Source organism: Glycomyces algeriensis (assembly GCF_027622855.1).
GTDB classification, from domain to species: domain Bacteria; phylum Actinomycetota; class Actinomycetes; order Mycobacteriales; family Micromonosporaceae; genus Glycomyces; species Glycomyces algeriensis.
In genome coordinates this window covers 96,104-120,346 of record NZ_JAPZVR010000002.1, presented here as the reverse complement: position 1 = coordinate 120,346, position 24,243 = coordinate 96,104, and the positions used below count along the sequence as shown (strand labels likewise).

The window sequence follows — 24,243 nt, the reverse complement described above, 5'->3', positions numbered from 1 at the left end:
GCTCCCGGGGCTGCCCGGCCGGGAGCGGCACGGGGGGGGGGCCGCTTTGCGCGGCCCGCCCCCTGTCGTGCGTGGCACGATGGGAACCGGAGTGCCATGTGGAGCGCTCCCAGAACCCTTGTACTCCACTGGAGCCCATCGTGCGAAGCACCGTTCCCCTGGCCGCCGCGGCCGTCCTGCTCGGCTTGACCGCCTGCGCCCCCGCCGAGGAGCCCGATCCCGTGCCGGTCCTCGAGCTCGTCACCGACGCGCTGGCCGTGCCGAACGACCTCGCCGACCTCGGCGACGGCCGGATGCTCATCAGCGACCAGGTGGGCCGCATCAACGTCCTCGAAGATGGCGAGATCCTGGCCGCGCCCTTCCTCGACCTCACCGACACGGTCTCCGGGCCCGACCGCAGCCCCGAGCTCGGCCTCTCGGGCTTCGCGCCGCACCCGGACTTCGCCGAGAACGGCCGGGTCTTCGTGTACTACACCAAGGTCACCGACCCCGACGCGCCGTCGGACCTCGGCCGCACCGGGGTCCTCGCCGAGTTCACACTGGACGCCGCCGGCACCGCACTCGACCGCGCCTCGGAACGGGTACTGCTGCTCCACTACGGGACCAACGACCACATCGGCGGCCACATGACCTTCGACGACCGGGGACTGCTCTACCTCGGGCTCGGCTCGCCCACGTTCGCCGGCCTCGCGCAAGACCCGTTCGACCTGCACGGCAAGGTGATCCGCATCGACGTCGACGGGGAGGCGCCCTACGCGATCCCCGCCGACAACCCCTTCGCGGACGGTGCGGCCGGGGCCCCCGAGGTCTACACGTACGGCCACCGCAACCCGTGGCGGCTCCACTGGGACGCCGAGGTCGGCCTGCTCAACCCCGAGCCGATGTGGTCGGACAAGGCCCAAGAGGTGAACCTCGCCGCGCCCGGTGCGAACTTCGGCTACCCGCAGGACACTGTGGAGGGCCGCTGCTACGACGGCGATGCCGCCGCGCCCCTGCCGGTCTGCACAGAGCCGTACACGCCGCCCGCGGTCGAGTACGGGCCCGACACCGGGGCCATCTGCTCAGGGGCCGTGGTCTACCGGGGGAGCGAGCTGCCGCAGTTCGAGGGCAAGGCGATCGTCGCGGACTGGGCCGGGACGGTCATCGTCGCCGAACCGGGCGAGGGCCGCTGGAGCCACAGGGTGCTCGACCTCCCGTTCCCCGACGAGGCACCGCTCGTGGGCCGGCTCTGGTCGGTCGACACGGACGCCGAGGGCGAGGTCTACCTGATGACCTCGGAGCTCACGCCGGAAGGAGCAGGAGCGGTGTACCGACTCACCGCCGCATAGGGACCGCGGGGGACCGGCCGCCGCCGAAGCGCTCCGCCTTCGCCCCTCGCCGCTGGGACCCGCTGCCGAAATAGACATGGGATGATACGAGGAATTCACTCCGAGGCCTTGCTTTCGACCCGCTGTTGCGGTTGAGTGAAGACCGCCCCCATCATTCGCCTCGGGCGCTTGAGCGCCGAGGTCCCGTTCGACAGCATTGGAGCATTCCTGTGCGTTCCCTCAGACGTCGAGCCCGGCTCGCGGCGGCCGCCGCGGGTGCGGTCATCGTCGGCGCCTCCGGTCTCCTCTTCGCCTCCTCCGCCTCCGCGCAGATCGAGGTCAGGCACATCGGTGAGGTCCAGGGCTCGATCGCCGACGGCGACACCGACTTCACCTCGCCCCTGGCCGGCCAGACGGTGTACGTCCAGGGCGTGGTCACCCAGGAGACTCTCGAGACCACCGGCAACAAGGGCTTCTTCCTGCAGGAGAAGGCGGACGCGACCGACGGCGACCCGCTCTCCTCCGACGGGATCTTCGTCTTCAACAACAAGTACGACACGATCCGCACTCTCAACGGCTCGCCCGCGCAGGCCGAGCTGGGCGCGAACTGGAACGTGCAGGTGGGCGACGAGATCGTCGTGCGCGCCGTGGTGGGCAACTACTTCGGGAACGTCCAGTTCAGCGGCGGCTCCACGTTCGTCTACGACGTGGTCGAGTCCGGTCTGGACCCGCTGGCCGAGGTCGAGCAGGTCGTGGTCGACCCGCCGAACGACGCGAAGGCCTCCACCGAGTACTTCCGCCGCCACCTCGGCATGCAGCTCACCGTTCCCGCCGACTCGGTCGTGACGGCCGGGCGCGACGTGTACTCCAGCGGCGGCGAGGTCTGGGCGATGCGCGGCGACAGCGAAGCGGCCCAGCAGGACGGCTACGCCGCCCGCGCCTACCGCGACGCGCACCCGCTCGACACGGCCGAAGGCAGCTTCGATGACGGCAACGGCTACCTGTTCGTCATGGGCGACATGGGCATCCGCGCCACCGAGGGCACGAACCAGACGATCATCGCCCCGGCCAAGACCTACGACGTCATCACCGAGGCCAACACCGGCGGCGTGTACCTCTCGTTCGCCAAGTACGCCATCCAGGTCGCGAACGACCTTACGCTCGAAGGCGGCCTCGAGCCGGCCGAGAACGAGCCGGTGGAGCCCGCGGGCCGAGGCGAGGCCACGATCGCCTCGTACAACATCGAGAACCTCTACGACTTCCGCGACAACCCGGACTCCGGCTGCGACTTCACCGGGAACGCCGGCTGCACCGACGCCGAGGACCCCGAGGGCAACGTCAAGCCGCCGTTCAACTACGTGCCGGCCTCCTATGAGGAGTACGAGGCGCAGCTGCTGCGCCAGGCCGGGCAGATCATCGACGACCTGCACAGCCCTGCGATCCTGATGACCCAGGAAGGCGAGGCCCAGGACGTCTGCTCGGTCAACCCCGAGTGGACGAAACGCTCCGACCTCGGCGCCGACCGGCTCGTGTGCGACCTCGTGAACACCGGTGACGCCAACACCGGCGGCGACGGCGCCCCTGACTCGATCCAGGAGCTCGCGCTCGTCATCGCCGAGACCGGCGGCCCCGCGTACACGGCCGCGGGCGACCTCGACTCGGCCGACACGCGCGGCATCATGACCGGCTTCCTGTACCAGCCCAAGCTGGCCGGGCTCTCGAAGGTGAAGAGCTGGGACCCGGTCTTCGGCGAGGAGCCGGCGATCGAGTACCCGACGGAGGCCGACGCGATCAACGCGGACGTGCAGAACCCGAAGGCCCTCAACGCGGCGCTGCCGCAGGAGGTCATCGACCGGTGCACGAGCTCGGGCGTTTACGCCTGCAACGGCTTCGACGTGTACAGCCGCCCGGCGCAGGTCGCGAAGTTCCACCTCAAGGACAAGTGGGGTTTCAAGGCCTCGGAGATCTACCTGATCAACAACCACTTCTCCTCGAGCCCGAACACGCGCGTGCTGCACCGCACCGAGCAGGCGAACTACCTGGCCGCCATCAGCTCGGCGATCCTTGACCACGACCGCAAGGCCAAGGTCCTGGCCGGCGGCGACCTCAACGTCTTCCCGCGCCCTGACGACCCGTTCGCCGAGGGCCAGGTCATCGCGGGGGACTGGGTCGGCCCGTCCGACCAGCTCGCGGGCCTCTACGAGGACTCCGGCCTCTCGAGCATGTACGACTACATGGTGGGAGAGCAGCCCGAGGCCGCCTACTCCTACACGTACATGGGGCAGACGCAGACGCTCGACCAGATGTTCGTCTCCCCGCGCCTGCTGCGCGAGGTCGAGTCCGCGGTCTCCGCGCACATCAACGCGGACTACCCGGCCGACGCCTACGAGTTCGGCGAGGAGCCCGCTTACGGCAACTACGGGGTCTCCGACCACGACCCGTCGGTGATCACGATCGACATCAGGTAGTACCAGCGCACAACGAAGGGGCGGGTCCTCCACGAATTTACGACTCGCAAGCGTCGTCGTGGAGGGACCCGCCCCTTCTCACTTTGCAGTCAAGCCTTTAGACGACCTTCTTGGCGTTCTGGATCGCAGTGGCGAGCGCCTCGATCGAGGCGGCGGCGAGGCCGTAGGAGTACATCGGCTCCGCCTCCCAGCCCACGATCTGTCCTTCCTGGACGGCCGGGAGGGCGGCCCAGGTCGGGAACTCGGCGAGCGCGTCGGGCTGGAGCGACTGGGCGCGGTTGTCGAGCAGCAGCACGTCGGCGGCGTACTTGTCGACGGTCTCCCAGGAGAGCTCCTCGAAGTAGCCGCCGCTGGCCTCGGTCCCGTCGGGGATGACGAGGTCGACGCCCAGCTCGGTGAAGAAGCGCAGGTCGTTGCCCATGAGCGGGCTGGAGGCCCAGAAGATGTCGGGCGAGGCGGCGCAGGCGAGGACCTTGACGGGGTTCGCGGCGGCCGCGGCCCTGAGGGCCTCGACGGCGGCGTCGTACCGCTCCTTGCTCGCGGTGTTCGCCTCCGACTCGAGGTCGGCGCCGAGGGACGCGGCCAGTTCGGCGTGGCGGCCGATGACCTGGTCGAGGGTGTTCGAGAGGGCCTCGTCGTTGGCGCTGAGCGCGACGACGGGGGCGAGGCCGGTGATGTTCTCCTGGCTCTCGACGGGCACGTACCAGAGCGTGGCCGGGTCGATGTAGTAGTGGGTCATCATGACCTCGGGCCCGTAGGACGCGTAGGCCTCGACGTCGAACTCGCCGTAGACGTTGCCGAAGACCTCGAGGTCGGCGACGGGGAGGTTCCCGGCCTGGGTGGTCGGCGAGCCGTCCTCGTTCGTGGTGGGGCCGTAGACGGCCGGGATCTCGATGCCGAAGTCGTACAGGGCGGCGGCCATGCCGGTGAACGCGACGATCTTGGTGGGGACGGCCTCGAGCTCGGCGGCCTCGCCGCGGTCGTCGGTGAACGACCAGGGGCCGGTCTCCTCGGCGTCGCCGCCGGTCTCGTCGTCGCCCGAGCCGCAGGCGGCGAGCACGCCGGTCAGTCCGAGGGCGCCGCCGCCCGCGAGCAGGCCGCGGCGGCCGAACTTGACGCTGTCGGCATCGAAAGCCATGTGTTTCTCCTTCTGGAAAGGGGTTGTGCGGGCCGGATTGCGAACGGCTCGCGGACGCAGCCCGGCCGATCTGAGGTTAGGCTAACCTCACTGGATTCGGGCGCTCCGCACTGGGGCCCTCACGTGGCGTCAGCCACTGGCCCCGCGGCTAGCGCCCGCCCCGGGGTCACCGCTAGGCGAGGGGCTGCGCCGCCGCGAGTCCTTCGGCGATCCGCTCCAGCTCGACCGCGCCGCCGAGGTGGGAGTACACCGGCTCGCGTTCCAGCCGTAGACCTGCCCGGCCTGCACCGCCGGCAGCGCCGCCCAGGTCGGGTAGTCCGCGAGCAGCTGCTCCGCGGTGATGTTCCCGGTGCGGATGTCGAGGAAGATCGCGTCCGCCTCGTACTTGTCGATGTTCTCCCAGGACAGGAGCTCCCAGTAGCCGTTCTGGTCGGCGTTCTCGGGCACGACGAAGTCGACGCCGAGCTCCACGCACTTGGCGAGCACGTTGAAGGTGGGCGGATTGGCGATGTACAGCCCGTCGGGCCACGCGCCGACCGCGACGGCCTTGAGCGGCTTGTCGGCCACCGCCTGCGCCACACCGCCGGCGGCGCTGCCGAACCGCTCCACCCCGGCCGCGTTCTCGTCGGACTCCAGGTCCGCACCGAGCGCTTTGGCAAGGGCCGCATGGCGGTCGATGATCTCGTCGATCGTCGGCTTGGAGACCTCGATGCCGACGCCCGGCGCGAGCGCCTGCACTTCCTCAAGGCGCTCTTCGGGAACGAACCACAGGTCGAAGCCCTCGTAGTAGTGCGAGACGATCAGCTCGGGGTTCAACTGCGCGAACTGCTCGACGTCGAACTCGCCCCACGCGTTGCCGAGGACCTGGAGGTCCTCGACGGGCATGCGGCCCGCCTGGATGTCGGGGGCGCCGTCGGCGAGCGTCGTCGGCCCGAACACCGCCGCGACCTCCACGCCGTAGTCGTACAGGGCCGCAGCGAGACCGGTGAACGCGACGACCCTGGTGGGCACGGCGTCCAGCTCGACATCCGTCTGGTCCCGCTCGTCGAGGAAGCTGAACGAGCGCGATGCGCCGCCGCCTCCGTCGGCCGGCTCCGCTTCCGAGCTGCAGGCCGCGAGGAGCGAAGCGGCACCGAGTCCGCCGCCGGCGGCGAAGAGGCCGCGGCGGGTGAGTCCGGCGGGGACGAGCACGGGGCGGGCGCGGAGTGGCACGGGAAACTCCTTCGGAGGGAGAGCGAGGATGGCGGGGATATCGGGGTTAGGTTAGCCTAAACAAAACCGCAGCCACTATCCCTCCGGAGACCGCACTTGTCAACCGCCCAAAGCGCCAGGGAGCAGGCCCCGGAGCTCGACGCACCACGGGACGGGGGCAGCGCCCCGCCATCGCGCACCGGCCGAAGGATCCTCGGACTCCTCGTCCTCGTCGCCCTCATGGCCGCCCTCGCGATCCTCAGCGTCGCCGTCGGCTCCCGTGCAATGGACCTCGGCCAGGTCTGGGAGGGCCTCACCGACGCAGGGTCCGAGTCCTACCCCGTGGTCACCGAACTTCGCCTGCCCCGCACCGTGCTCGGCCTCGCCGCCGGCGCCGCCCTCGGCCTCGCCGGGGCGCTCATGCAGGCCATGACCCGCAACCCCCTCGCCGACCCCGGCCTCCTCGGCGTCAACACCGGTGCGGCCGCCGCGGTCGTCACCGCCTCCTTCTTCATCGGCTCCTTCGGATTCGCGCAGACCATCGTCTTCGCGTTCATCGGCGCGGCGGCCGCCTCCGTGGCCGTCTACCTCATCGCCGGAGCGGCCGGCGCGACCCCCGCGCGCCTCGCGCTGGCCGGGGCCGCCGTGACCGCCGCCGGGTACGCGTACGTCTCGGCGGTCCAGCTCATGGACGCGGCGACTCTCGACCAGATGCGGTTCTGGTCGGTCGGCTCGCTCGTCAACGCGCACGTCGCCCCGATGCTCCCGGTCGTGCTGCTCATCGGCATCGCCGCGGTGGGCGGGGTGCTCCTCGCCCGGCCGCTCAACGCCCTCGCCCTCGGCGACGCGACCGCGACCGGCCTCGGCGTCGACCCGCGCGTGCTGCGGGTCGCCGGGATCGTCGCGATCACGGTCCTCGCCGGCACCGCGACGGCCGTATGCGGCCCCATCGTCTTCGTCGGGCTCGTCGTGCCGCACGTGGTCCGGGCCTTCACGGGGCCCGACCAGAACTGGGTCCTGCCGTACTCGATGCTCTCGGGCGCGGTGTTCCTCATTGCCGCCGACGTCCTCGGCCGCGTCATCGCGCGCCCCGCCGAAGTGCAGGTGGGCATCGTCTGCGCCGTCGCGGGCGGCCCGTTCTTCCTCTACCTCGTCAGCCGCAGGAAGGTGGCCCGGCTGTGAGCACCCTGACCTCGGGATCGACGATCCTGCGCGTGGGCGCGGCCTCGATCCGCCTGCGCCACCGCACGATCGCCGCGATCCTCGGCGCCCTCGCCGTGCTCGTCGCGATCAGCCTGTGGTCGGCCGCGACCGGCTCGACCGCGCTCGGTCTCGACCGGACCTGGGCGGCCCTCATCGACCAGGGCACCAAGGGCGACGAGTTCATCCTCTGGGACCTGCGCCTCCCGCGCCTCTCCACGGGCCTCGCCGTGGGCGCGTGCATGGGCCTCTCGGGCGCGCTCTTCCAGAACCTCACCCGCAACCCCTTGGGCAGCCCCGACATCCTCGGCCTGACCCAGGGCGCGACCTCCGGCGCGCTCGTCGCGATCATCCTCACCGACGCCACGCTCCAGCTCACCGCCGGTTTCGCGGCGTTCGGCGCACTGGCCACCGGCCTGGTGATCTGGGCGCTCACGCGCGGCGGCGACCCCTCCGGGTACCGGCTCGTGCTGGTGGGCATCGGTGTCGCGGCGATCCTCGCGGGCGTCAACGGCTACCTGCTCACCCGGACGACCATTGTGGACGCATTTCGGGCGGTCTACTGGCTCACCGGCGACCTCTCTGGCCGCAGCTGGGAGCAGGCCACGGTCGTGGCGATCGTGCTGGCCGCAGGCGCCGCCGTGGTGATGGTCCTGTCGCGCGGACTCGACGCCCTGCGCCTCGGCGAAGCGAGCGCGACCGGACTCGGCGTCCACGTCACCCGCACCCGGGTGATCGCGCTGATCGCCGCCTCGGTCCTCATCGCCGGAGCCGTGGCCGTCGCCGGGCCGCTCGCGTTCGTCGCGCTCGCCGCCCCGCACATCGCGGCCCGCCTCACCGGCTCCACCAGGAGCTTCACGCTCTCCGCGATCATCGGCGCCCTCATCGTCACCGGCGCCGACATGATCGCGGTCGCCGGCCTCGGCGACCGCCAACTGCCGACCGGTGTCGTCACCGGCGTGGTCGGCGGCGTCTACCTGATCTGGCTGCTCATCGCTCAACGCAAGAAGGGGGTCATGTCGTGACCGCAGGTCCGCTCGTCGCCGGTCCATTGGAAGTGCGCGACGCCACCATCGGCTACGGCCGCGTCGCCATCAGCGAAGGCCTCAGCGTGAACATCCCCGAGGGGGAGTTCACGGTCATCCTGGGCCCCAACGCCTGCGGCAAGTCGACGCTCTTGAAAGCCTTGGCGCGCATGCTGAAGCCCTCGGCCGGGAGCGTCCTGCTGGACGGCAAGGACATCCACTCCCAGCCCACGCGCGCCGTCGCCCGGCGCCTCGGCCTGCTCCCGCAGTCCCCGATCGCCCCGGACGGCATCACGGTCGCCGACCTCGTCGCGCGCGGCCGCTACCCCCACCAGGGCATCCTCAAGCAGTGGTCGGCGGAGGACGAGCGCGTGGTCGCCGAGGCCATGGCCGCCACCGACATCAGCGAGCTCGCCTCGCGCGGCGTGGACGAGCTCTCCGGCGGCCAGCGCCAGCGCGTGTGGATCGCGATGGTCCTCGCCCAGCAGACGCCGCTGCTGCTGCTCGACGAGCCGACCACGTTCCTCGACATCACGCACCAGATCGAGGTCCTCGACCTGTGCGCGAAGCTCCACCACGAGGGCCGCACCCTCGTCGCGGTCCTCCACGACCTCAACCAGGCCGCCCGCTACGCCACGCACCTCATCGCGATGCGCGCGGGCGAAGTGGTGGCCGAGGGCGCCCCGGCCGACATCGTGACCGCCGAGACCGTCAAGCAGGTCTTCGACCTGCCCTGCCGGATCATCGACGACCCCGAGTCGGGGACGCCGTTGGTGATCCCGAGCGCTCGCGCGAGGGACTTGGTGTAGAGCCCGGGCGCTCGCGCGAGGGATTTGGTGTAGAGCCCGGGCGCTCGCGCGAGGGACTTCCTCCGACGGCTGCCTGGGCCAGACCGATGCAGCAGGCCCGGGTGCCCTCGCGGGCACCCGGGCCTTTACGTGTTGCGTTACCCGGCCACCCGCTCCTGCGGGAGCCGGTGCTCGATCGCCAGTCCGGCGACGAGCACGATAGCGATGGCCGCCAGCAGGAGTGCCGCGTTGAGCAGGCCGAGCGGGGCGATGGCGAGGACCGCTACGGCCAGCAGTACGCGGCCGTACGGGCGGGGCATCGGCATCGAGGCGCGCAGGCCGGCCGTCCCGAGCAGGAACAAGGCGACGCCGCCCGAGAGCAGCAGCGACGACGGCAGGTCGAGCGCTGACGTGGCGTGCCCAACGGAGTGCTCCACGCCGGCCGCGAGCACCAGGATGCCCAGCAGCACCGGAATGAACGAGTACGAGAGTCCCTTGAGGACCTTCCGGACGCGTTGCACCGAGTCGGTCGTCGCTGCCAGAGCGTGCTCGGCGCGCGGCATCTCGTGGACGAACAGTGACCACCACAGGCAGGCGGCGATGATCAGGCCGAGGATCGCGGCCACGAGCAGGTCCGCATCGATGTTCAGGCCCCGCGAGCCGACCGCGATCGCGACCACCGACTCACCGAGCGCCACGAGGACGACGAGGCCGTGGCGTTCGACGATGTGCGCGGGGTGGAGGGTCAGGCCGCGCTGGCTGTGGAAGAACGGCACGGACCAGACGATGACGGCGGCCAGGCCCCACAGCACGTAGCGCCAGGGGTCGACGGGCACGAACTGGGCGGCGAAGACCGCGGCGACGCCGGCGAGGTTGGCCAGGAAGATCGGGCCGAACGCGCCGGAGGCCTGCATGTACATGAGGCCGTGGACGACCACGACGACGAGCAGGCCGACCGCGATCCAGATGCTGCCGTCCTCGAACGCGGCGGGCACGGAGAGGCCGACGAGGAGCCAGCCGGCCATGGCGCAGAGGATGAGGACGCGGCGGGCGGGCCGTTCGGGCGGGATGACGTTGGTCAGCCACGAGTACCCGGCGAACATCCACCAGACGAACCCGAGCATGAGCACCGCCTGGAGCAGGCCGAGCAGGGGGTCGTGGGCGATGAGCCAGGTGAACTGGGTGACGATGAAGACGAAGACGAGGTCGAAGAAGAGCTCCAGCGTCGAGACGCGGAGGTCGTCCTCGTCCTTGGTCGGTTCGATGCGTTCGGCGAACCATGAGGGAAGGATGCGTGCCACGACGACCGAGCGTAGCAGCAGGTCCCGTGGGCCCCGCTGATTCGTCCGGCATCGTGGAACTGCTTGGGGCCCTTCGGAACCGCTACTCGAGTCGCGCGATCGGGAGCCGGACCTCGATCGCGGTGCCTTCGCCGGGCTCGCTGTCGAGGCGGATCTCGCCGCCGTGGGCGGCCACGATGGACGACACGATGGAGAGCCCGAGGCCGGAGCCGCCGGTGGCGCGCGAGCGCGACGGGTCGGCCCGGTAGAACCGGTCGAAGACCTTCTGCCGGTGCTCGGCGGGGATGCCGGGGCCGTGGTCGTGGACGCGCAGGACCGCCCAGCCGACATGCTCCGCGACCGAGACGTCGATGGCGGTGCCGCGCGGGGTGTGGACGCGGGCGTTGGTCAGGAGGTTCACCAGCACTTGGCGCAGCTGGCCCTCGTTGGCGACGACCGTGAGCGGCCGGCGCGCCGAGAGGCTGATCGGGTGGGTGGAGTCGGCGACCTCGGCGTCGTCCACCGCGTCCTGCGCGAGCTGGGTGAGCTCGACGAGTTCGCGGTCGCCGCCCACCTCCTCGTCGAGGCGGGAGAGGACCATGAGGTCGTCGACGAGCTTCGCGAGCCGCGCGTTCTCGCTGCCGATGCGGTTCAGGGCCCGGTCGAGTTTCTCTCCCGGGGGCGTGGCCCCGGACTCGTAGAGCTGGACGTAGCCGCCGATGGCGGTGAGCGGGGTGCGCAGCTCGTGCCCGGCGTCGGCCACGAACTGGCGCAGGCGCTCGTGCTGCCGGTCGCGCTGCGTGATGGCGTCGGTGAGGCGCGAGACCATCCGGTTGAGCGCCAAGGACAACCGGCCCATCTCGGTGCGCGGGTCGGCGGCGGTGATGCGGTGGTCGAGGTTCCCCGAGGCGACGTGCTCGGCGTCGGCCACCATGTGGTCGACCACGCGCAGGCCCCGCCGGGTGACGACCCAGGCGATGAGGATGCCGAGCGCGCCGACTACGAAGCCGGTGACGAGCACGGTCCGGGTCAGGGTCGAGATGGTCGCCTCGACGCCGGCGGTCGGGAGGGCGAACACGATCGTGTAAGTCCCCGTGACGCCTTTGATGGTGACCAGGCCGGTGGAGACGGCCCGGTAGGTCATGGCCCCGTTCTCGCTGTCGACGGTGAAGTAGCCCTTGGTGTCCGGCGGCGCCTGCACGTCGGGCAGCGAGTACGGGTCGTCCGCGAATCCGGCGGGCTGGGCGTCGACGAGTCCGCCGTCCTCGCCGAAGACCAGGATCGCGACCTCGCTGTAGGGCATCTCGCCGGCGGTCTCGTCGCTGGGCTCGCTGCCGGATACGGGGATGGTCTTCTGCTCGACCAGGCCGTGCAGCTTCCGGTCGAGCTGGTCGATCAGGTGGCTGGAGACGGTCTGGACGGTGACGAAGCCGATGATGCTCACCGCGACGATGAGCAGGACCGCCATGGCCGCGGCGATCTTGGTTCTGATGGCCATGTCGGGCTATGCCTGCGGGGGGCGGAGCATGTAGCCGACCCCGCGGACGGTGTGGATGAGCCGGGGGCCGAGCTTGTCGAGCTTGCGGCGCAGGTAGAACACGTACGTCTCGGCGAGGCTCGACTCGGTGTCGAAGTCGTAGCCCCAGACCTGGCGCAGCAGCTCGGACTTGGACACGACGCGGCCGGTGTTCGCCGCGAGGTAGCGCAGGAGCCGGAACTCGGTGGGGGACAGGTCGATGGTCTTGCCGTCGCGGGTCACCTGGTGGGCCGAGAGGTCGAGGATGAGGTCGGCGACGGCGACCGTGTCGCCGCCGCGCGTCGAGGGCGACTCCTTGCCGATGGTGCGGCGCAGGACCGCCGAGACGCGCAGGGAGAGCTCTTCGAGCCGGAACGGCTTCATCAGGTAGTCGTCGCCGCCGGAGCCGAAGCCGTCGCGCAGGTCGCTGGGGGCGGTGCGGGCGGTGAGGAAGATGATCGGGGTCTCGTCGCCGGAGGCGCGCATCCGGTCGGCGACGCCGAAGCCGTCGAGGCCGGGCATGTTGACGTCGAGGATGACCAGGTCCGGGCGGACCTTCTCGAGCGAGGCGAGCGCCTCGGTGCCCGAGCGGGCGGCGGTGACGTCGTACCCCTGGAAGGAAAGGGCTTCGACCAGCAGGTCGGCCAGGCTCTCCTCGTCATCCACTACGAGCAGCCGCGCCGGGGACCCGTCGCCCCTGAGCGGCACCGCTGGCGGTGTAGCCCCGGCTGGCCCGCTGGTCGAAGTCATCCACCGCTCCTCAGTACTGGTGCCGGACCCCCGTCGGTTGTCCGCGCACACGATCCGTTCGGCCAGCCTATTGCACCCCTTCCAGGGCGGAAAGGGTTCGGAGGCGATTCCAGAGGAGTTCTGGACCTGCTCTCAGCTGGCATTCAGCAACTGACCGGAGTGTCGTGCCGAGCGGCCTTCCGCTGGAAGTTACTGACTAGTAGTATTCGGGTGACACCGAACACTTGGAGGCAGAGCAATGGAGCCAGCCATCAACACTTCGAACCTGAGCGGGCGCGCCGCGTTCGTCACCGGCGCCAGCCGCGGCATCGGCGCGGCCATCGCCGTCGCGCTCGGCGCGGCCGGAGCCAAGGTGGCGCTCTTCGCCAAGACCGGCGAACCCCACCCGAAACTCCCCGGCACCCTCTACGAGACCGCGAAGCTCATCGAGGACGCCGGCGGGCAGGCCCTCCCGATCGTGGGCGACCTGCGCGACGCCGAATCCGTGGGCGAGGCCGTCGACACCGCCGCCGCCGCGTTCGGCGGCCTGGACATCTGCGTCAACAACGCCTCCGCGCTCGACCTCACCGGCATCGGCGAGCTCAGCCTGAAGAAGTTCGACCTCATCACGGGCGTCAACATGCGCGGCACCTTCGCGGCCATCAGCGCCGCCCTCCCGTACCTGCGCGGCTCCGACCACGCCCACCTGCTCACGATCAGCCCGCCGCTGAACACCGACCCCAAGTGGTTCGCGGGCGGCCCGTACACGGCCACCAAGTACGGCATGACGATCATGACCCTCGGTGCGTCCGAGACCGAACCGGGCGTCGCCGCGAACTGCCTGTGGCCCAAGACGACCATCGCCACCGCCGCCGTCGCGTTCGCCCTCGGCGGGCAGCCGATGATCGACCGCAGCCGCAAGCCCGAGATCGTGGCCGACGCGGCGCTCGCGGTCCTCGCGAAGGACCCGAAGTCCTACACCGGCAACGCGGTCATGGTGGAGGACGTGCTCGCCGCCGAAGGCGTCACGGACCTCTCCGGCTACGCGGTCGTACCGGGCCAGGAGGACTTCCAGCCCGACATCTACGTCGACTAGCGGGCCTGGCCCCGGTCCTCGTCGGACATGAACTCCCGCGCGGTCTCCTGCTCCTTGCGAGCGGCCCTGACCTGCGCGGGCACCCCGGCGAGGACCACGATCGCCAGTACTGCGAGCACGCCCGCCGCGATCGCGGCGGGCACGACCCAGCCCGTCTCGCGCTCCTCGAACTCGCCGAGCTCGGCGCACGCGCCCTTGACGGCCTCGCCGTCCGGCCCGGTGGTTTCGCAGAGCGCGGTGGCGCGCACCTCCTCGCCTCGGTAGACGAGCACCCGCTCCTCGCCGGGCAGGGCCACGATGAAGAGCACCACGGCCAGGGCGAGCGTGACCAGCGCGCTGAATACCGCGACCCCGGGTGTGTCCGGGACCAGCCGACGCTTGCGCTTGGCGCCGCCCCCGAGCCCGAGGTCGGCGTCCGAGTAGTCGCGATCGCGCCCGAAACGTTTTGCCACGCCCCGATGGTACTGCCGAGGCCCGGAACCTGATCCGATCAGCCCGGCGGCGCCACCGTGCGAGCGGCGCATGCCGCCGAGGACCGGTACGTGGACGATCCTCGACGGCAGCACTGTCGAGTGCGGCTCAGGTCGGCGATCCGGGGAGTCAGGCGATCAGGTGGACGTCGCCGAACTCGTGCCACAGGTAGCGGGCGTCGATCGCCGCGACATACGAGTCGCGCAGAAGGTCGGTGTTCACGATGGCCTCCAGCATCGAGAGGTGGGTCGAGCGCGGCTCGTGGAAGCCCGTGAGCAGGCCGTCGACCACTTCGACCGGGTGCGCGGGGGCGATGATCCGGTCCGTGTGGCCCGAGGCGGCGACCACCTTGCCGTCGACGACCGCGCTCTCCAACGCCCGCACCGCGGTCGTGCCGACCGCGATGACCCTGCCGGCGGACTCCTTGGCGGCGTTCACGTGCCGCGCCGTGTAGGCGCTCACCTCGAACCACTCCGGGTACGGGTCCTCGTCGCTCTCCAGCGAGGCGACGCCCGTGTGGAGGGTCACGGGCGCGATGCCGACGCCGGCCGAGACCAGGCGCGTGACGATCTCCGGGGTGAACGGCCTTGCCGCACTGGGCATCTCGGCCGAGCCGGGCACGGTCGCGAACACGGTCTGGTACGCGTCCAGCGGCTGGTCGCGGTCGACGTATGAGTACCGGATCGGCTTGCCGTACCGCGCGAGGTAGTCGGGGACCGAGTCGATCGCGGGCCGGGTCACCCACAGCCGCTTGCCGAACCGCCGCTCCAGGCGCAGCGGCACCTGGCCGGGCAGGTCCACGATCCCGCCCGGGACCTCGCCGAGGAACGGCTTGTCCTTGTCCCGCAGCTCGATCAGCCACGACCCGTCCGGCCGGCTGGAGGAGAAGTGGACGCGCAGGCCCTGGCGGGTCGGCACGGCCGCCGGGAGCGTCGCCGAGTTGTTGACGACCAGCAGGTCGCCGGGGCGCACGAGCGCCGGGAGGTCTTCGAAGTGGTGGTGGCGGATGTCGCCGCGGGCCTTGTCCGACACCAGGAGCCGCACGTCGGAGCGGGCGGTGCCGCGCACCTCGGCGGGCTGGACCGCTTCCAGCGCGGCGTCCAGGGCGAACTCGAACGGGGAGGTCAACGTCGTGCTCATGCCCTCGCCTCCTCATGTGTGTGTCGGTGCAGCTTGTCGAAGTCGCGGGCGGCGTACCGGCCGCTCTCGGGCGCCTGCCACTCGCAGGTGCACCAGCGGGCGCCCACGAGCGAGTAGATCGCCGCGGCGGCCAGCGCGGGCGGGTCCGCTTCGGCGGCGTCGGCCTCGCCGACCGCGTCCGCGAGCATCGCGGTGGACATCTCGCCCGGGTCGAGCGCCCAGACCGCGACGGCCGGCTCCTCGGCGGCGAGCACGTTCGACAGCTGGTCGAGCGCGGCCTTCGTCGACCCGTACGGGCCCCACGTCGCGTACGGTCCCGCCGCGGCGTCCGAGGAGATGTTGACGATCGCCCCGCCGCGCTCGCGCAGGGCCGGCAGTGCCAGCTGCGCCAAGGCGATCGGGGCCCACACGTTCATCTCGAACAGGCGCGGCCACACGGTCAGATCGGCCTCCGCGAGGTGCGGCAGCGGCACCTCGCCGAGGGTCGAGGCGTTGTTGACGAGGAGGTCGAGCCGGCCGCCGGCGAGGGCGAGGAGCTCCTGGCGGTGCACGGCGTCGGTCACGTCCCCGGCGAGATAGCGGGCGTTCAGCCGCTCGGCGACGCGGGCCAGGCGCTCCTCGCCGCGGGCGGTCAGGATCAGGTTCCAGCCGGCGGCGGCGAGGCGCTCGGCCAAGGCCTCGCCGAGGCCCGCGGAGGCCCCGGTGACGATGGCGGTGCGGTCGTCGACTTGCGGCAGCGGTGCTTCACTCATGGCCCCACGCTATTTCCGGGGCGGGCCGGGCGCATCGGGCCGAAGTCGCGGTCGCGTCTGCGGCGCAGGTCCTAGGACCAGCGACCGAGGCCCGGACGGCGCCGGGTGGACTAGATTGGCAGCGTGACCGCCTCCGAGAACGCCGACCCCGCCCAAGCGGCGACCGCGCTGCTGCACGAAGTGTCGGCGGCCGTCGGCGCGATCACCCGGCACCTCTCCGTCCACCAGGTGCTCGAGGTGATCGTCTCCTCGGCCCGCCGCCTCGTGGGCGCCGACTACGCCGCCATCGGCATCCCCGACGACGAAGGCGGGTTCGCCGAGTTCATCACCGACGGCATCGGCGAGGAGCAGCGCCTCGCGATCGGCCCGCTCCCGCGCCAGCACGGCATGCTGGCCGCGATCCTCGCCGAGAGCGAGCCGATCCGCCTCGACGACCTGCGCCGCGACCCGCGCTTCCAGTGGTGGCCGAAGGCCCACCCGAGCATGGCCGCGCTGCTCGGCGTCCCGATCCAGGAGTGCGGGCGGACCCTCGGCATCGTCGTGCTCACCAACGACCTCGGCAAGCCCGGGTTCAGCGAGTCCGACACGGACCTGATCGAGCTGCTCGCCTCGCACGCGGCCATCGCGATCACCAACGCCCGCCTCTACGAGCGCAGCCGCGAACTCACCGTCGTCGAAGAGCGCAACCGGCTCGCCCGCGAACTCCACGACGCCGTCATGCAGCGCCTCTTCTCACTGCGGCTCTCCGCGCGGGCCGCCCGCAAACTCGCCCCGACCGACCCCGAGGCCGCCGCGTGCCGCCTCGGCGAGGTCGAGTCCCTCGCCGCTGAGGCCATCGCCGAACTGCGCGCCGTGATCGTCGAACTCCGCCCCGCCGACCTGGACGCGCACGGCCTCGTCGAGACCCTCCGGCGGCACGTCACGCTCCTTGACCGCCTGCACGACACCGAGGTCACCTTCGAAGTCCGCTCCCCAGTAGACCTCTCCCGCGACGGCGAGGTCGAAGTGCTCCGGCTCGTCCAAGAGGCCCTGAGCAACGCCTTCCGCCACGCCCGTGCCCGCCATGTCGCCGTCACCGTCGAAACCGAGCGCATCACCATCACCGACGACGGCAGCGGCTTCGACGCGGCCGAGGCCGCCACCCGCGGGCTCGGCCTCCTCTCGATGCGCGAGCGCGCCAAGGCACTCGGCGGCGACCTCGACCTCACGACCGCCCCCGGCGAAGGCACTGTCGTCACCCTCAGGCTCGAAGACCCCGACACCGAAGAGGCCGACCGTGGCTGAGATCCGACTGCTCCTCGTCGACGACCACCCCGTGGTCCGCCGCGGCCTGCGCGGCTACCTCGAACTCGAACCCGACTTCACCGTCGTCGGCGAAGCGGGCGACGGCGAAGCGGCCCTGCTCGCCATCGCTGAGACCAGCCCCGACGTGGTCCTCCTCGACCTCAAGATGCCCGGCCTCGACGGCCAGGGCGTCCTCGACCGCCTCGGCAGCGCCGCCACGACCGGTGACGGCCCCCGCGTACTGGTCCTCACCTCCGCCACCGACGCCGAACGCGTCCCGAACGCCATCTCGGCCGGAGCGGCCGGTTTCGTGTACAAGGACATCGACCCCGACGCGCTGGCGAGCGCCATCCGCACGGTCCATTCCGGACAGCTGCTCCTCTCGCCGGTCGCCATGCGCGGCTTGATGAGCGGCAACGGAAGCAGCCCGTCGGCGCCGTCCCTCACGCCGCGCGAGAGCCAGGTCCTCGGCTTGATCGCCAAAGGCCAGACCAACCGCCAGATCGCCCGCGCCCTCGGCGTCTCCGAGAAGACTGTGAAGACCCACGTCACGAACCTCCTGCGCCGCATCGGCGCCGCCGACCGCACCCAGGCGGCACTGTGGGCGGTTCGCCACGGCATCGGATGAACCGCAAAGCGTGACCTCGCAGGCCTGCGTCGAGGCGTTCCGGGAAGGACGGCGAACCGGCGGCACCGCGAGGCGCCGCCGGTTCGGTGGCGCTAGTTGACTTCGAGCGGGTCGCCGCCCATGCGGACGCCGGTGTCGAGGGCGTCGATCTCGGCGAGGTCCTTGTCGGACAAGGCGAAGTCGAGGACCGCCCAGTTCTCGCGGATGCGTTCGGGGGTGACCGACTTGGGGATGACGACGTTGCCGCGCTGGAGGTTCCAGCGGAGCACGACCTGCGCGGGGGTGCGGCCGTGGGCCTCGGCGACGGCCCGGACCACGGGCTCGTCGAACAGGCCGCCGCCGCGGAGGGCGAGCGGACCCCAGGACTCGGTGACCACGCCGTGCTCCTCGTGCCAGGCGCGCAGTTCGGGCTGGCTGAAGTACGGGTGGAGCTCGACCTGGTTGATCTCGGGCGCCGAACCGGTCTCGGTCTCGCAGCGGGCGAGGTGCTCGACGGTGAAGTTCGAGACGCCGGCGGCGCGGAGCAGGCCCTCGGAGCGGGCGTCGAGCAGCGCCTGCCAGGACTCGACGTACTTGCCGACCTGCGGGCGCGGCCAGTGGAGGAGGTACAGGTCCAGGTAGTCGGTGCCGAGCCGCTCCAAGGACTCCTGGAGGTTGCGGCGGACCTCGTCGTACCCGTGCTCCCAGGTCTTGCTGGTGAGGAAGATGTCGCCGCGGGCGACGCCGGACTCCTTGATGGCCTGGCCGACGCCGGTCTCGTTCTGGTAGCCGACCGCGGTGTCGACGAGCCGGTAGCCGGTCTCGAGGGCCGTGGCGACGCCGGACCGCACGTCGGTGCCGTCCTCGATCTTGAAGGTGCCGTAGCCGTAGCGGGGGATCGCCGCCCCGCCGGAGAGGGTGATCGCTGTGCTCAGTTCGCTCATGCGCGCGAGCCTACTCACTTGGCACGCGATTGCACAGCATCGCAGCGCGAGAAACTTGCCGTCATGGAAAGTCCCGACTTGACGTGATGGAAAGCCATGGGTTAGACTTTCCGACATGGAAAGTCAACTGACCCCCCAGGAAGCCCAGGCCGCCCTCGCCGCCGTGGACGAGTCCCGCTCCGACATCGCCGACCGCCTCATCACCCCCTGGTGGTACCACCCCGTGCTCGGCGTCCTCATCGGCGGACTCATCACCGTCGCCACGATCGGCGTCGCCTTCCCGACCCTGATCGGCGTCCTCGCCGTCTACGCCGTGGGCGTCTACCTCCTGATGAGCGCCTACCGCCGCAAGACCGGCGTCTGGATGAACGGCTTCGGCGGCGGCCCCAGGGCCCGCCGCAGCCTCGTCCTCCTGTTCGCCACCACGCTCCTCATCGCGATCGCGGGCTCGGTGTTCAGCATGGGCCTGGAGATCCGCTGGACCGCCGTGCTCACCGGCCTCGCGGTCGCCCTGACCATGACGTTCTGGGGCCGCCGCTACGACGCCCTCCTCCGGGCCGAGCTTCGCGAGACCGCATGACCGGGCCCCGGTTCGACGAGATCATCCACGCGCCCAACCGGTTGCGGATCTGCTCGATGCTCTCGGCGACGAACGAAGTCGAGTTCGCCGCCCTGCGCGAATCCCTCGGCGTCAGCGACTCCGTCCTCAGCAAGCAGCTCAAAGCGCTGGAGGACGCCGGATACATCACCGTCAAGAAGTCCCCCCTGGACGGGCGCACCCGCACCTGGGCCGCCCTCACCCCGGCGGGCCGGGACGCCTTCAACGGCCATGTGGCCGAACTCAAGCGGCTCGCGGCCGGTATCGCGATCGAATGACGTGCCCAGACGGGAACGGGGCGGGTGGCCAGGCCACCCGCCCCGTTCGCGTCGTTCAGCGCTCGCCGCTGCCGGGGTCGATGCCCTGGCGCACACCGGTCTCCAGCGCGTCGATGGCCGCCATCTCGTCCGCCGAGAGCGCGAAGTCGAACACGTCGAAGTTCTCGGCGATGCGGCTCGGCTTGGAGGACTTGGGGATCACGACGCAGCCGTGCTGCAGGTGCCAGCGGATCACGACCTGGCCCGGGCTCTTCCCGTGCGCGTCGGCCGCCGCCGCCACGGCCGGCTCGGCCAGCACCGAGCCGGTGCGCTGGCCCAGCGGGCCCCAGGACTCGGTGGCGATGCCCCGCTCGGCCTGCCAGGCGCGCAGCTCGCGCTGGTTGAAGTACGGATGCAGCTCGACCTGGTTCACCGAGGGGTACACGCCCGCGGCCTCGTGGACCCGGTCCAGGTGCTCGGGCAGGAAGTTCGAGACGCCCGCCGAGCGGATCAGGCCGTCCTCCTTGGCCTTGAGCAGGGCCTCGAAGGTCTCGACGTACAGGCCCTGCTTCGGGGAGGGCCAGTGGATCAGGTACAGGTCGAGGTAGTCGGTGCCGAGGCGCTCCAGCGAGGCCTCGAGCGCGGCGCGGGCGGCGTCGGCGCCGTGGTGGTCGTTCCAGACCTTCGTGGTGAGGAAGACCTCCTCGCGCGGGACGCCTGAGGCGGCGACGGCGCGGCCGACGCCGACCTCGTTGCCGTACATCTCGGCCGTGTCGAGCAGCCGGTAGCCCGCCGAGAGCGCGGCCTCGACGGCCTGCTGGGCCTCGTCGTCGCCCACCTTGTAGGTGCCGTACCCGATGCGGGGCATCGCGACGCCGTCGTTCAGTTCGACCAGGTCGGTCGGAGCGCTGGGATCTGTCATGCCCCGAGGGTAACCAGTTCACAGGGCCTTGCGGTCCGCGTCGACCATGATCCGCGCCAACTCGTCCCAGTGGACGCGGGCCTTCCAGCCGATCTCGCGCTCGATCTTGGCGGGGTCGCCGATGAGCTCGGGGACCTCCGCGGGGCGCTCGTAGCGGGCGTCGTGCTCGACGTGGTCGCGCCAGTCGAGCCCGGCGTGGCCGAACGCGGCCTCGGCGAAGTCGCTCACCGTGGCGGGCCGGCCGGTGGCGAGCACGTAGTCGACCGGCTCGTCGTGCTGGAGCATGAGCCACATCGCCTCCACGTACTCGGGCGCGTAGCCCCAGTCGCGCACCGCGTCCATGTTGCCGAGGAAGACCTTCTGTTCCAGCCCTGCCGCGATCCGGGCCACGGCGCGCGTGATCTTGCGGGTCACGAACGTCTCGCCGCGGCGCGGGCTCTCGTGGTTGAAGGAGATCCCGTTGACCGCGAACATGCCGTAGGACTCGCGGTAGTTCACGGTGGCCCAGTGCGCGTAGACCTTCGCGACCCCGTAGGGGCTGCGCGGGTGGAAGGGCGTGGACTCGTCCTGCGGGGGCGCGGCCGTGCCGAACATCTCCGAAGTGGACGCCTGGTAGATCCGGGTGTCGATGCCGCTGGCGCGCACGGCCTCCAGGAGCCGGATCGCGCCGAGCGCGGTCACGTTCGCCGTGTACTCGGGCAGGTCGAAGCTGACGCGCACGTGGCTCTGGGCGGCGAGGTTGTAGATCTCGTCGGGCCGCACGTCCCGGACGAGGTTCACCATCATGCCCGCGTCCGTCAGGTCGCCCTTGTGCAGGAAGAGCCTGCGCTCGGAGTCGTGCGGGTCCTGGTAGACCGACTCCAGGCGCGAGGTGTTGGCGATGAGGGACGACGCGTGCCGGACGATCCCGTGGACCGTGTAGCCCTTCGCGAGCAGCAGCTCGGTGAGGTAGGAGCCGTCCTGCCCGGTGATGCCGGTGATCAGGGCGGTCTTGCCGGGGGCGGTCGGGGTCGTCGCTGCGGTCATTCGTCCGCCTTCCAGTCGGCTGCGGTCCGAGTCTAATCCAGGTCCCGGGGCCGATCCGGGGCGAAAAGCGTTCACGTCTCGGTCATCGCGTCATCACCCACCCGTACCGCGCCGTCCAAGCGGGACCGAGCCGCTGCGGAAGCGGACCTCCGCGAAGCCCCACAAGGGCCGCCGCGTCGCTAGGATGTCGGAACGTGTCCCTACAACGGAGTCGGTGATCGTCCATGCCCGTCCTCACCGTCGACCTCGCGATCGTCGGAGCAGGCCCCACCGGCCTCTTCGCCGCCTACTACGCGGGCTTCCGCGGCCTCACGACCGCGGTCCTCGACGCGCTTCCCGAAGCGGGCGGCCAGATCACGGCCATGTACCCCGAGAAGCAGATCCTCGACGTCGCCGGGTTCCCCTCGGTCAAGGGCCGCGACCTCGTCGGCAACCTGCTGCGCCAGGCCGCCCCGTTCAAGCCGCAGTACCTCCTCGGCCGCCAGGCGAGCAAACTCGAGCACCATGACGGCGTACCCGTCCTGGAACTCGCCGACGGCGAGCGCATCGAGGCCCAGGCCGTGCTCATCACCGGCGGGCTCGGCAGCTTCGCGCCCCGGCCGCTGCCGGCGGCCGAGGAGTTCCACGGCGCGGGCATCGTCTACTTCGTCCCCGAACTCGCCGCCCACGCCGGGCAGGACGTGGTGATCGTGGGCGGCGGCGACTCCGCGTTCGACTGGGCGATCGCCCTGCACGGCATCGCCCGCAGCACCACGATCGTGCACCGCCGCGACAAGTTCCGCGCCCACCAGGCCACGGTGAACCAGGTCAAGGAACTCGGCGTCCCGGTGCTGGTCAACGCGCAGGTGACCGCCGTGCACGGCACCGAGGCGGTCGACGGGGTCACGGTGGACGTGAAGGACGACGGGATCCGGGAGCTGCCCGCCGACGCGATCGTGGCGGCCCTGGGCTTCACCGCCGACCTCGGGCCGCTGGGGGAGTGGGGCCTCGAACTCGACCGCCGCACCATCGCGGTGGACTCCACGATGGCCACCAACCTGCCGCGCGTCTACGCCGCGGGCGACATCGCCGCCTACCCGGGCAAGGTCAAGCTCATCGCCACCGGCTTCGGCGAGGCCGCCACGGCGGTGAACAACGCCGCAGTGGCGATCGACCCCGATGCGCACCTCTTCCCTGGACACTCGAGCGAGCATCCCTGATTCCTTGCAGCACAAAGGATCTCGCAAATCCAAACGGGACTAACGTGACGTACTGACGGGTATCACGCCGGGGACTCCGACCCGAGTCCTACTATGCGGAGATGCTTGCCATGACCGTCGCCGACGGCCGCCTCACCGCCGCCCAGGTGCCCGAGCCCGCGCCCGGCCCCGATGAAGTCCTCATCGAGGTCGCCGCCGCCGGCGTCAACCGCGCCGACCTCCTCCAAGTCGCCGGCCACTACCCGAGCCCGCCCGGTGCGCCCGCCTGGCCCGGCCTCGAAGTCTCCGGCACGATCGTCAACGTCGGCAGCGACGACAACGCCTCGTTCCTCGGCGCCGAGGTCTGCGCCCTGCTCCCCGGCGGCGGCTACGCCCAGTACGTCACCGTCGACGCCGGACTCGTGCTCCCCAAGCCCGAGAAGGTCACCCTCACCGACGCGGCCGGACTCCCCGAAGTCGCCGCCACCGTCTACTCCAACCTCGGCTACCTCCTCGACGCGGAGGCCGACCGCAAGCGCCGCGTCCTCGTGCACGGCGGCGCCGGCGGCATCGGCACCTTCGCCATCCAGTTCGCGAAGAAGCTCGCCGCCGCCGAGACCTGGACGACCGCCCGTCCCGAATGGACACAGCGGCTCCAGGCGCTCGGAGCCGACCGGGTCATCGACTACCGCAGCGAGGACTTCGCCGCCCTCGCCATGGAAGCGGGCGGCGCCGACGCCATCCTCGACGTGATCGGCGCGGCCTACTTCGAACCGAACCTCAAAGCCCTCGCCCAGGACGGCCGCCTCGCGATCATCGGCCTCCAGCAGGGCACCGCCGCCCAGATCCACCTCGGCGGCCTCCTCGCCAAGCGCGCCACCATCACCGGCACCACCCTCCGCGCCCGCCCGCTCGAGCAGCGCCGCCAGATCCTCGCCGAAGCCTTCGAACGCGTCTGGCCCGCCCTCGACTCCGGCGAGATCGAACCGGTCGTCACGACGCGCATGCCCCTCACCGAAGCCGCCGAAGCCCACCGCCTCATGGGCGCCGGCGGCCACTTCGGCAAGATCGTCCTCACGGTCAAGTAGGCGGCGGCCCGAGTCCGACCAGCCGAAACTGTCGGACCCGGCTGCGACCCTTGATCCGGGGGCGCTTCGCGACGCCCGATTTGCGAAGACGCTCCGTGACACGCCAAAAACGCGCCCGCCGCGGACCCGGCCCGGGTCCGCGGCGAGCGCGCTCTCGGCACTCCTTCGCCGCTACCTACTTCTCGCAGCAGCCGTGGCAGCACGCCTCTCCGGCGCAGTCGCACGCACTGTCATTGCA

Annotated in this window: 23 protein-coding genes; 12 read left to right on the top strand and 11 right to left on the bottom strand. The window is 71.0% G+C overall.

What is annotated here, in order from left to right; genetic code table 11:
* Positions 1–140 precede the first annotated feature (140 nt).
* Positions 141–1,328 carry a PQQ-dependent sugar dehydrogenase gene (locus tag O2L52_RS03750; RefSeq protein WP_270113981.1) on the top strand — a complete coding sequence of 396 codons (1,188 nt, stop codon included), beginning with the start codon at positions 141–143 and terminating at the stop codon, positions 1,326–1,328.
* A 209-nt stretch (positions 1,329–1,537) separates the two neighbouring features.
* The gene (locus O2L52_RS03745) at positions 1,538–3,775 is read left to right on the top strand and encodes a hypothetical protein (RefSeq protein ID WP_270113980.1); all 2,238 of its coding nucleotides are present in this window, start codon (positions 1,538–1,540) and stop codon (positions 3,773–3,775) included.
* 97 nt (positions 3,776–3,872) lie between these two features.
* On the opposite strand, the gene O2L52_RS03740 is transcribed toward O2L52_RS03745, so the two are convergent.
* A complete protein-coding gene (locus O2L52_RS03740) occupies positions 3,873–4,913 on the bottom strand; it encodes an ABC transporter substrate-binding protein (RefSeq protein ID WP_270113979.1) in 1,041 nt (346 codons plus the stop codon).
* A gap of 129 nt (positions 4,914–5,042) precedes the next feature.
* Positions 5,043–6,125 (bottom strand): ABC transporter substrate-binding protein, encoded by a 1,083-nt coding sequence (locus tag O2L52_RS03735; protein ID WP_270113978.1) that lies wholly within the window; start codon positions 6,123–6,125, stop codon positions 5,043–5,045.
* A 96-nt stretch (positions 6,126–6,221) separates the two neighbouring features.
* On the opposite strand from O2L52_RS03735, the gene O2L52_RS03730 reads away from it, so the two are divergent.
* From O2L52_RS03730 to O2L52_RS03720, 3 genes are read left to right on the top strand one after another with little or no spacing between them, the layout of a single operon-like run.
* Positions 6,222–7,286, top strand: a complete 1,065-nt coding sequence (locus tag O2L52_RS03730) for a FecCD family ABC transporter permease (RefSeq protein ID WP_270113977.1) — start codon at positions 6,222–6,224, stop codon at positions 7,284–7,286.
* The gene (locus O2L52_RS03725; protein ID WP_270113976.1) at positions 7,283–8,329 is read left to right on the top strand and encodes a FecCD family ABC transporter permease; all 1,047 of its coding nucleotides are present in this window, start codon (positions 7,283–7,285) and stop codon (positions 8,327–8,329) included. Before O2L52_RS03730 ends, O2L52_RS03725 begins: the two co-directional genes overlap by 4 nt.
* Before the next feature lie 47 nt (positions 8,330–8,376).
* Positions 8,377–9,138: an ABC transporter ATP-binding protein gene (locus O2L52_RS03720; RefSeq protein WP_373897058.1), complete on the top strand. Its 762-nt coding sequence runs from the start codon at positions 8,377–8,379 to the stop codon at positions 9,136–9,138.
* 137 nt (positions 9,139–9,275) lie between these two features.
* Here O2L52_RS03720 and O2L52_RS03715 read toward each other — a convergent pair whose 3' ends face one another.
* The 3 genes from O2L52_RS03715 to O2L52_RS03705 all read right to left on the bottom strand — a co-directional run bounded on the left by O2L52_RS03715 (position 9,276) and on the right by O2L52_RS03705 (position 12,621).
* A complete protein-coding gene (locus O2L52_RS03715; RefSeq protein ID WP_270113974.1) occupies positions 9,276–10,418 on the bottom strand; it encodes a low temperature requirement protein A in 1,143 nt (380 codons plus the stop codon).
* A gap of 82 nt (positions 10,419–10,500) precedes the next feature.
* On the bottom strand, positions 10,501–11,895 hold the full coding sequence (locus O2L52_RS03710; RefSeq protein WP_270113973.1) for a sensor histidine kinase: 1,395 nt from the start codon (positions 11,893–11,895) through the stop codon (positions 10,501–10,503).
* A gap of 6 nt (positions 11,896–11,901) precedes the next feature.
* Positions 11,902–12,621 carry a response regulator transcription factor gene (locus O2L52_RS03705; RefSeq protein ID WP_270113972.1) on the bottom strand — a complete coding sequence of 240 codons (720 nt, stop codon included), beginning with the start codon at positions 12,619–12,621 and terminating at the stop codon, positions 11,902–11,904.
* Positions 12,622–12,901: 280 nt separating this feature from the next.
* Here O2L52_RS03705 and O2L52_RS03700 point away from each other — a divergent pair, with 280 nt between their 5' ends.
* Complete coding sequence (locus O2L52_RS03700) at positions 12,902–13,738, top strand: SDR family oxidoreductase (RefSeq protein WP_270113971.1); 837 nt, start codon at positions 12,902–12,904, stop codon at positions 13,736–13,738.
* On the opposite strand, the gene O2L52_RS03695 is transcribed toward O2L52_RS03700, so the two are convergent.
* The 3 genes from O2L52_RS03695 to O2L52_RS03685 form a co-directional block, all read right to left on the bottom strand.
* Positions 13,735–14,190, bottom strand: a complete 456-nt coding sequence (locus O2L52_RS03695) for a hypothetical protein (protein ID WP_270113970.1) — start codon at positions 14,188–14,190, stop codon at positions 13,735–13,737. The two genes, O2L52_RS03700 and O2L52_RS03695, sit on opposite strands and share 4 nt — an antisense overlap.
* Positions 14,191–14,338: 148 nt before the next feature.
* Positions 14,339–15,349 carry an S-adenosylmethionine:tRNA ribosyltransferase-isomerase gene (locus O2L52_RS03690; protein WP_270113969.1) on the bottom strand — a complete coding sequence of 337 codons (1,011 nt, stop codon included), beginning with the start codon at positions 15,347–15,349 and terminating at the stop codon, positions 14,339–14,341.
* Positions 15,346–16,101, bottom strand: coding sequence for an SDR family NAD(P)-dependent oxidoreductase (locus tag O2L52_RS03685; RefSeq protein WP_270113968.1), 756 nt, complete (start codon positions 16,099–16,101; stop codon positions 15,346–15,348). Before O2L52_RS03685 ends, O2L52_RS03690 begins: the two co-directional genes overlap by 4 nt.
* Before the next feature lie 123 nt (positions 16,102–16,224).
* On the opposite strand from O2L52_RS03685, the gene O2L52_RS03680 reads away from it, so the two are divergent.
* Positions 16,225–17,385: a GAF domain-containing sensor histidine kinase gene (locus tag O2L52_RS03680; protein ID WP_270113967.1), complete on the top strand. Its 1,161-nt coding sequence runs from the start codon at positions 16,225–16,227 to the stop codon at positions 17,383–17,385.
* Positions 17,378–18,013 (top strand): response regulator, encoded by a 636-nt coding sequence (locus O2L52_RS03675; RefSeq protein WP_270113966.1) that lies wholly within the window; start codon positions 17,378–17,380, stop codon positions 18,011–18,013. Before O2L52_RS03680 ends, O2L52_RS03675 begins: the two co-directional genes overlap by 8 nt.
* Before the next feature lie 92 nt (positions 18,014–18,105).
* On the opposite strand, the gene O2L52_RS03670 is transcribed toward O2L52_RS03675, so the two are convergent.
* Positions 18,106–18,936 carry an aldo/keto reductase gene (locus tag O2L52_RS03670; RefSeq protein WP_270113965.1) on the bottom strand — a complete coding sequence of 277 codons (831 nt, stop codon included), beginning with the start codon at positions 18,934–18,936 and terminating at the stop codon, positions 18,106–18,108.
* Between the two features lie 115 nt (positions 18,937–19,051).
* Here O2L52_RS03670 and O2L52_RS03665 point away from each other — a divergent pair, with 115 nt between their 5' ends.
* Positions 19,052–19,516, top strand: coding sequence for a hypothetical protein (locus tag O2L52_RS03665; RefSeq protein ID WP_270113964.1), 465 nt, complete (start codon positions 19,052–19,054; stop codon positions 19,514–19,516).
* Positions 19,513–19,812: a winged helix-turn-helix domain-containing protein gene (locus O2L52_RS03660; RefSeq protein ID WP_270113963.1), complete on the top strand. Its 300-nt coding sequence runs from the start codon at positions 19,513–19,515 to the stop codon at positions 19,810–19,812. The genes O2L52_RS03665 and O2L52_RS03660 overlap by 4 nt, the downstream gene beginning before the upstream one ends.
* A gap of 55 nt (positions 19,813–19,867) precedes the next feature.
* On the opposite strand, the gene O2L52_RS03655 is transcribed toward O2L52_RS03660, so the two are convergent.
* Together O2L52_RS03655 and gmd are read right to left on the bottom strand one after the other, a co-directional pair.
* Positions 19,868–20,713 carry an aldo/keto reductase gene (locus O2L52_RS03655; RefSeq protein WP_270113962.1) on the bottom strand — a complete coding sequence of 282 codons (846 nt, stop codon included), beginning with the start codon at positions 20,711–20,713 and terminating at the stop codon, positions 19,868–19,870.
* A gap of 18 nt (positions 20,714–20,731) precedes the next feature.
* Positions 20,732–21,739 carry a GDP-mannose 4,6-dehydratase gene (gene gmd / locus O2L52_RS03650; RefSeq protein ID WP_270113961.1) on the bottom strand — a complete coding sequence of 336 codons (1,008 nt, stop codon included), beginning with the start codon at positions 21,737–21,739 and terminating at the stop codon, positions 20,732–20,734.
* Between the two features lie 224 nt (positions 21,740–21,963).
* Here gmd and O2L52_RS03645 point away from each other — a divergent pair, with 224 nt between their 5' ends.
* Complete coding sequence (locus O2L52_RS03645) at positions 21,964–22,938, top strand: NAD(P)/FAD-dependent oxidoreductase (protein ID WP_270113960.1); 975 nt, start codon at positions 21,964–21,966, stop codon at positions 22,936–22,938.
* Positions 22,939–23,039: 101 nt separating this feature from the next.
* Positions 23,040–24,005, top strand: a complete 966-nt coding sequence (locus O2L52_RS03640) for an NAD(P)H-quinone oxidoreductase (RefSeq protein ID WP_270113959.1) — start codon at positions 23,040–23,042, stop codon at positions 24,003–24,005.
* The last annotated feature ends 238 nt before the right edge of the window (positions 24,006–24,243 follow it).

What these genes read in the sequence shown, in the direction of transcription:
- O2L52_RS03710 (WP_270113973.1), bottom strand. Translation starts at nt 11,895, where the DNA reads ATGGCCATCAGAACCAAGATCGCCGCGGCCATGGCGGTCCTGCTCATC.
- O2L52_RS03670 (WP_270113965.1), bottom strand. Translation starts at nt 18,936, where the DNA reads ATGAGCGAACTGAGCACAGCGATCACCCTCTCCGGCGGGGCGGCGATC.
- O2L52_RS03645 (WP_270113960.1), top strand. Translation starts at nt 21,964, where the DNA reads ATGCCCGTCCTCACCGTCGACCTCGCGATCGTCGGAGCAGGCCCCACC.
- O2L52_RS03655 (WP_270113962.1), bottom strand. Translation starts at nt 20,713, where the DNA reads ATGACAGATCCCAGCGCTCCGACCGACCTGGTCGAACTGAACGACGGC.
- O2L52_RS03665 (WP_270113964.1), top strand. Translation starts at nt 19,052, where the DNA reads ATGGAAAGTCAACTGACCCCCCAGGAAGCCCAGGCCGCCCTCGCCGCC.
- O2L52_RS03700 (WP_270113971.1), top strand. Translation starts at nt 12,902, where the DNA reads ATGGAGCCAGCCATCAACACTTCGAACCTGAGCGGGCGCGCCGCGTTC.
- O2L52_RS03690 (WP_270113969.1), bottom strand. Translation starts at nt 15,349, where the DNA reads ATGAGCACGACGTTGACCTCCCCGTTCGAGTTCGCCCTGGACGCCGCG.
- gmd (WP_270113961.1), bottom strand. Translation starts at nt 21,739, where the DNA reads ATGACCGCAGCGACGACCCCGACCGCCCCCGGCAAGACCGCCCTGATC.
- O2L52_RS03685 (WP_270113968.1), bottom strand. Translation starts at nt 16,101, where the DNA reads ATGAGTGAAGCACCGCTGCCGCAAGTCGACGACCGCACCGCCATCGTC.
- O2L52_RS03640 (WP_270113959.1), top strand. Translation starts at nt 23,040, where the DNA reads ATGCTTGCCATGACCGTCGCCGACGGCCGCCTCACCGCCGCCCAGGTG.
- O2L52_RS03660 (WP_270113963.1), top strand. Translation starts at nt 19,513, where the DNA reads ATGACCGGGCCCCGGTTCGACGAGATCATCCACGCGCCCAACCGGTTG.
- O2L52_RS03740 (WP_270113979.1), bottom strand. Translation starts at nt 4,913, where the DNA reads ATGGCTTTCGATGCCGACAGCGTCAAGTTCGGCCGCCGCGGCCTGCTC.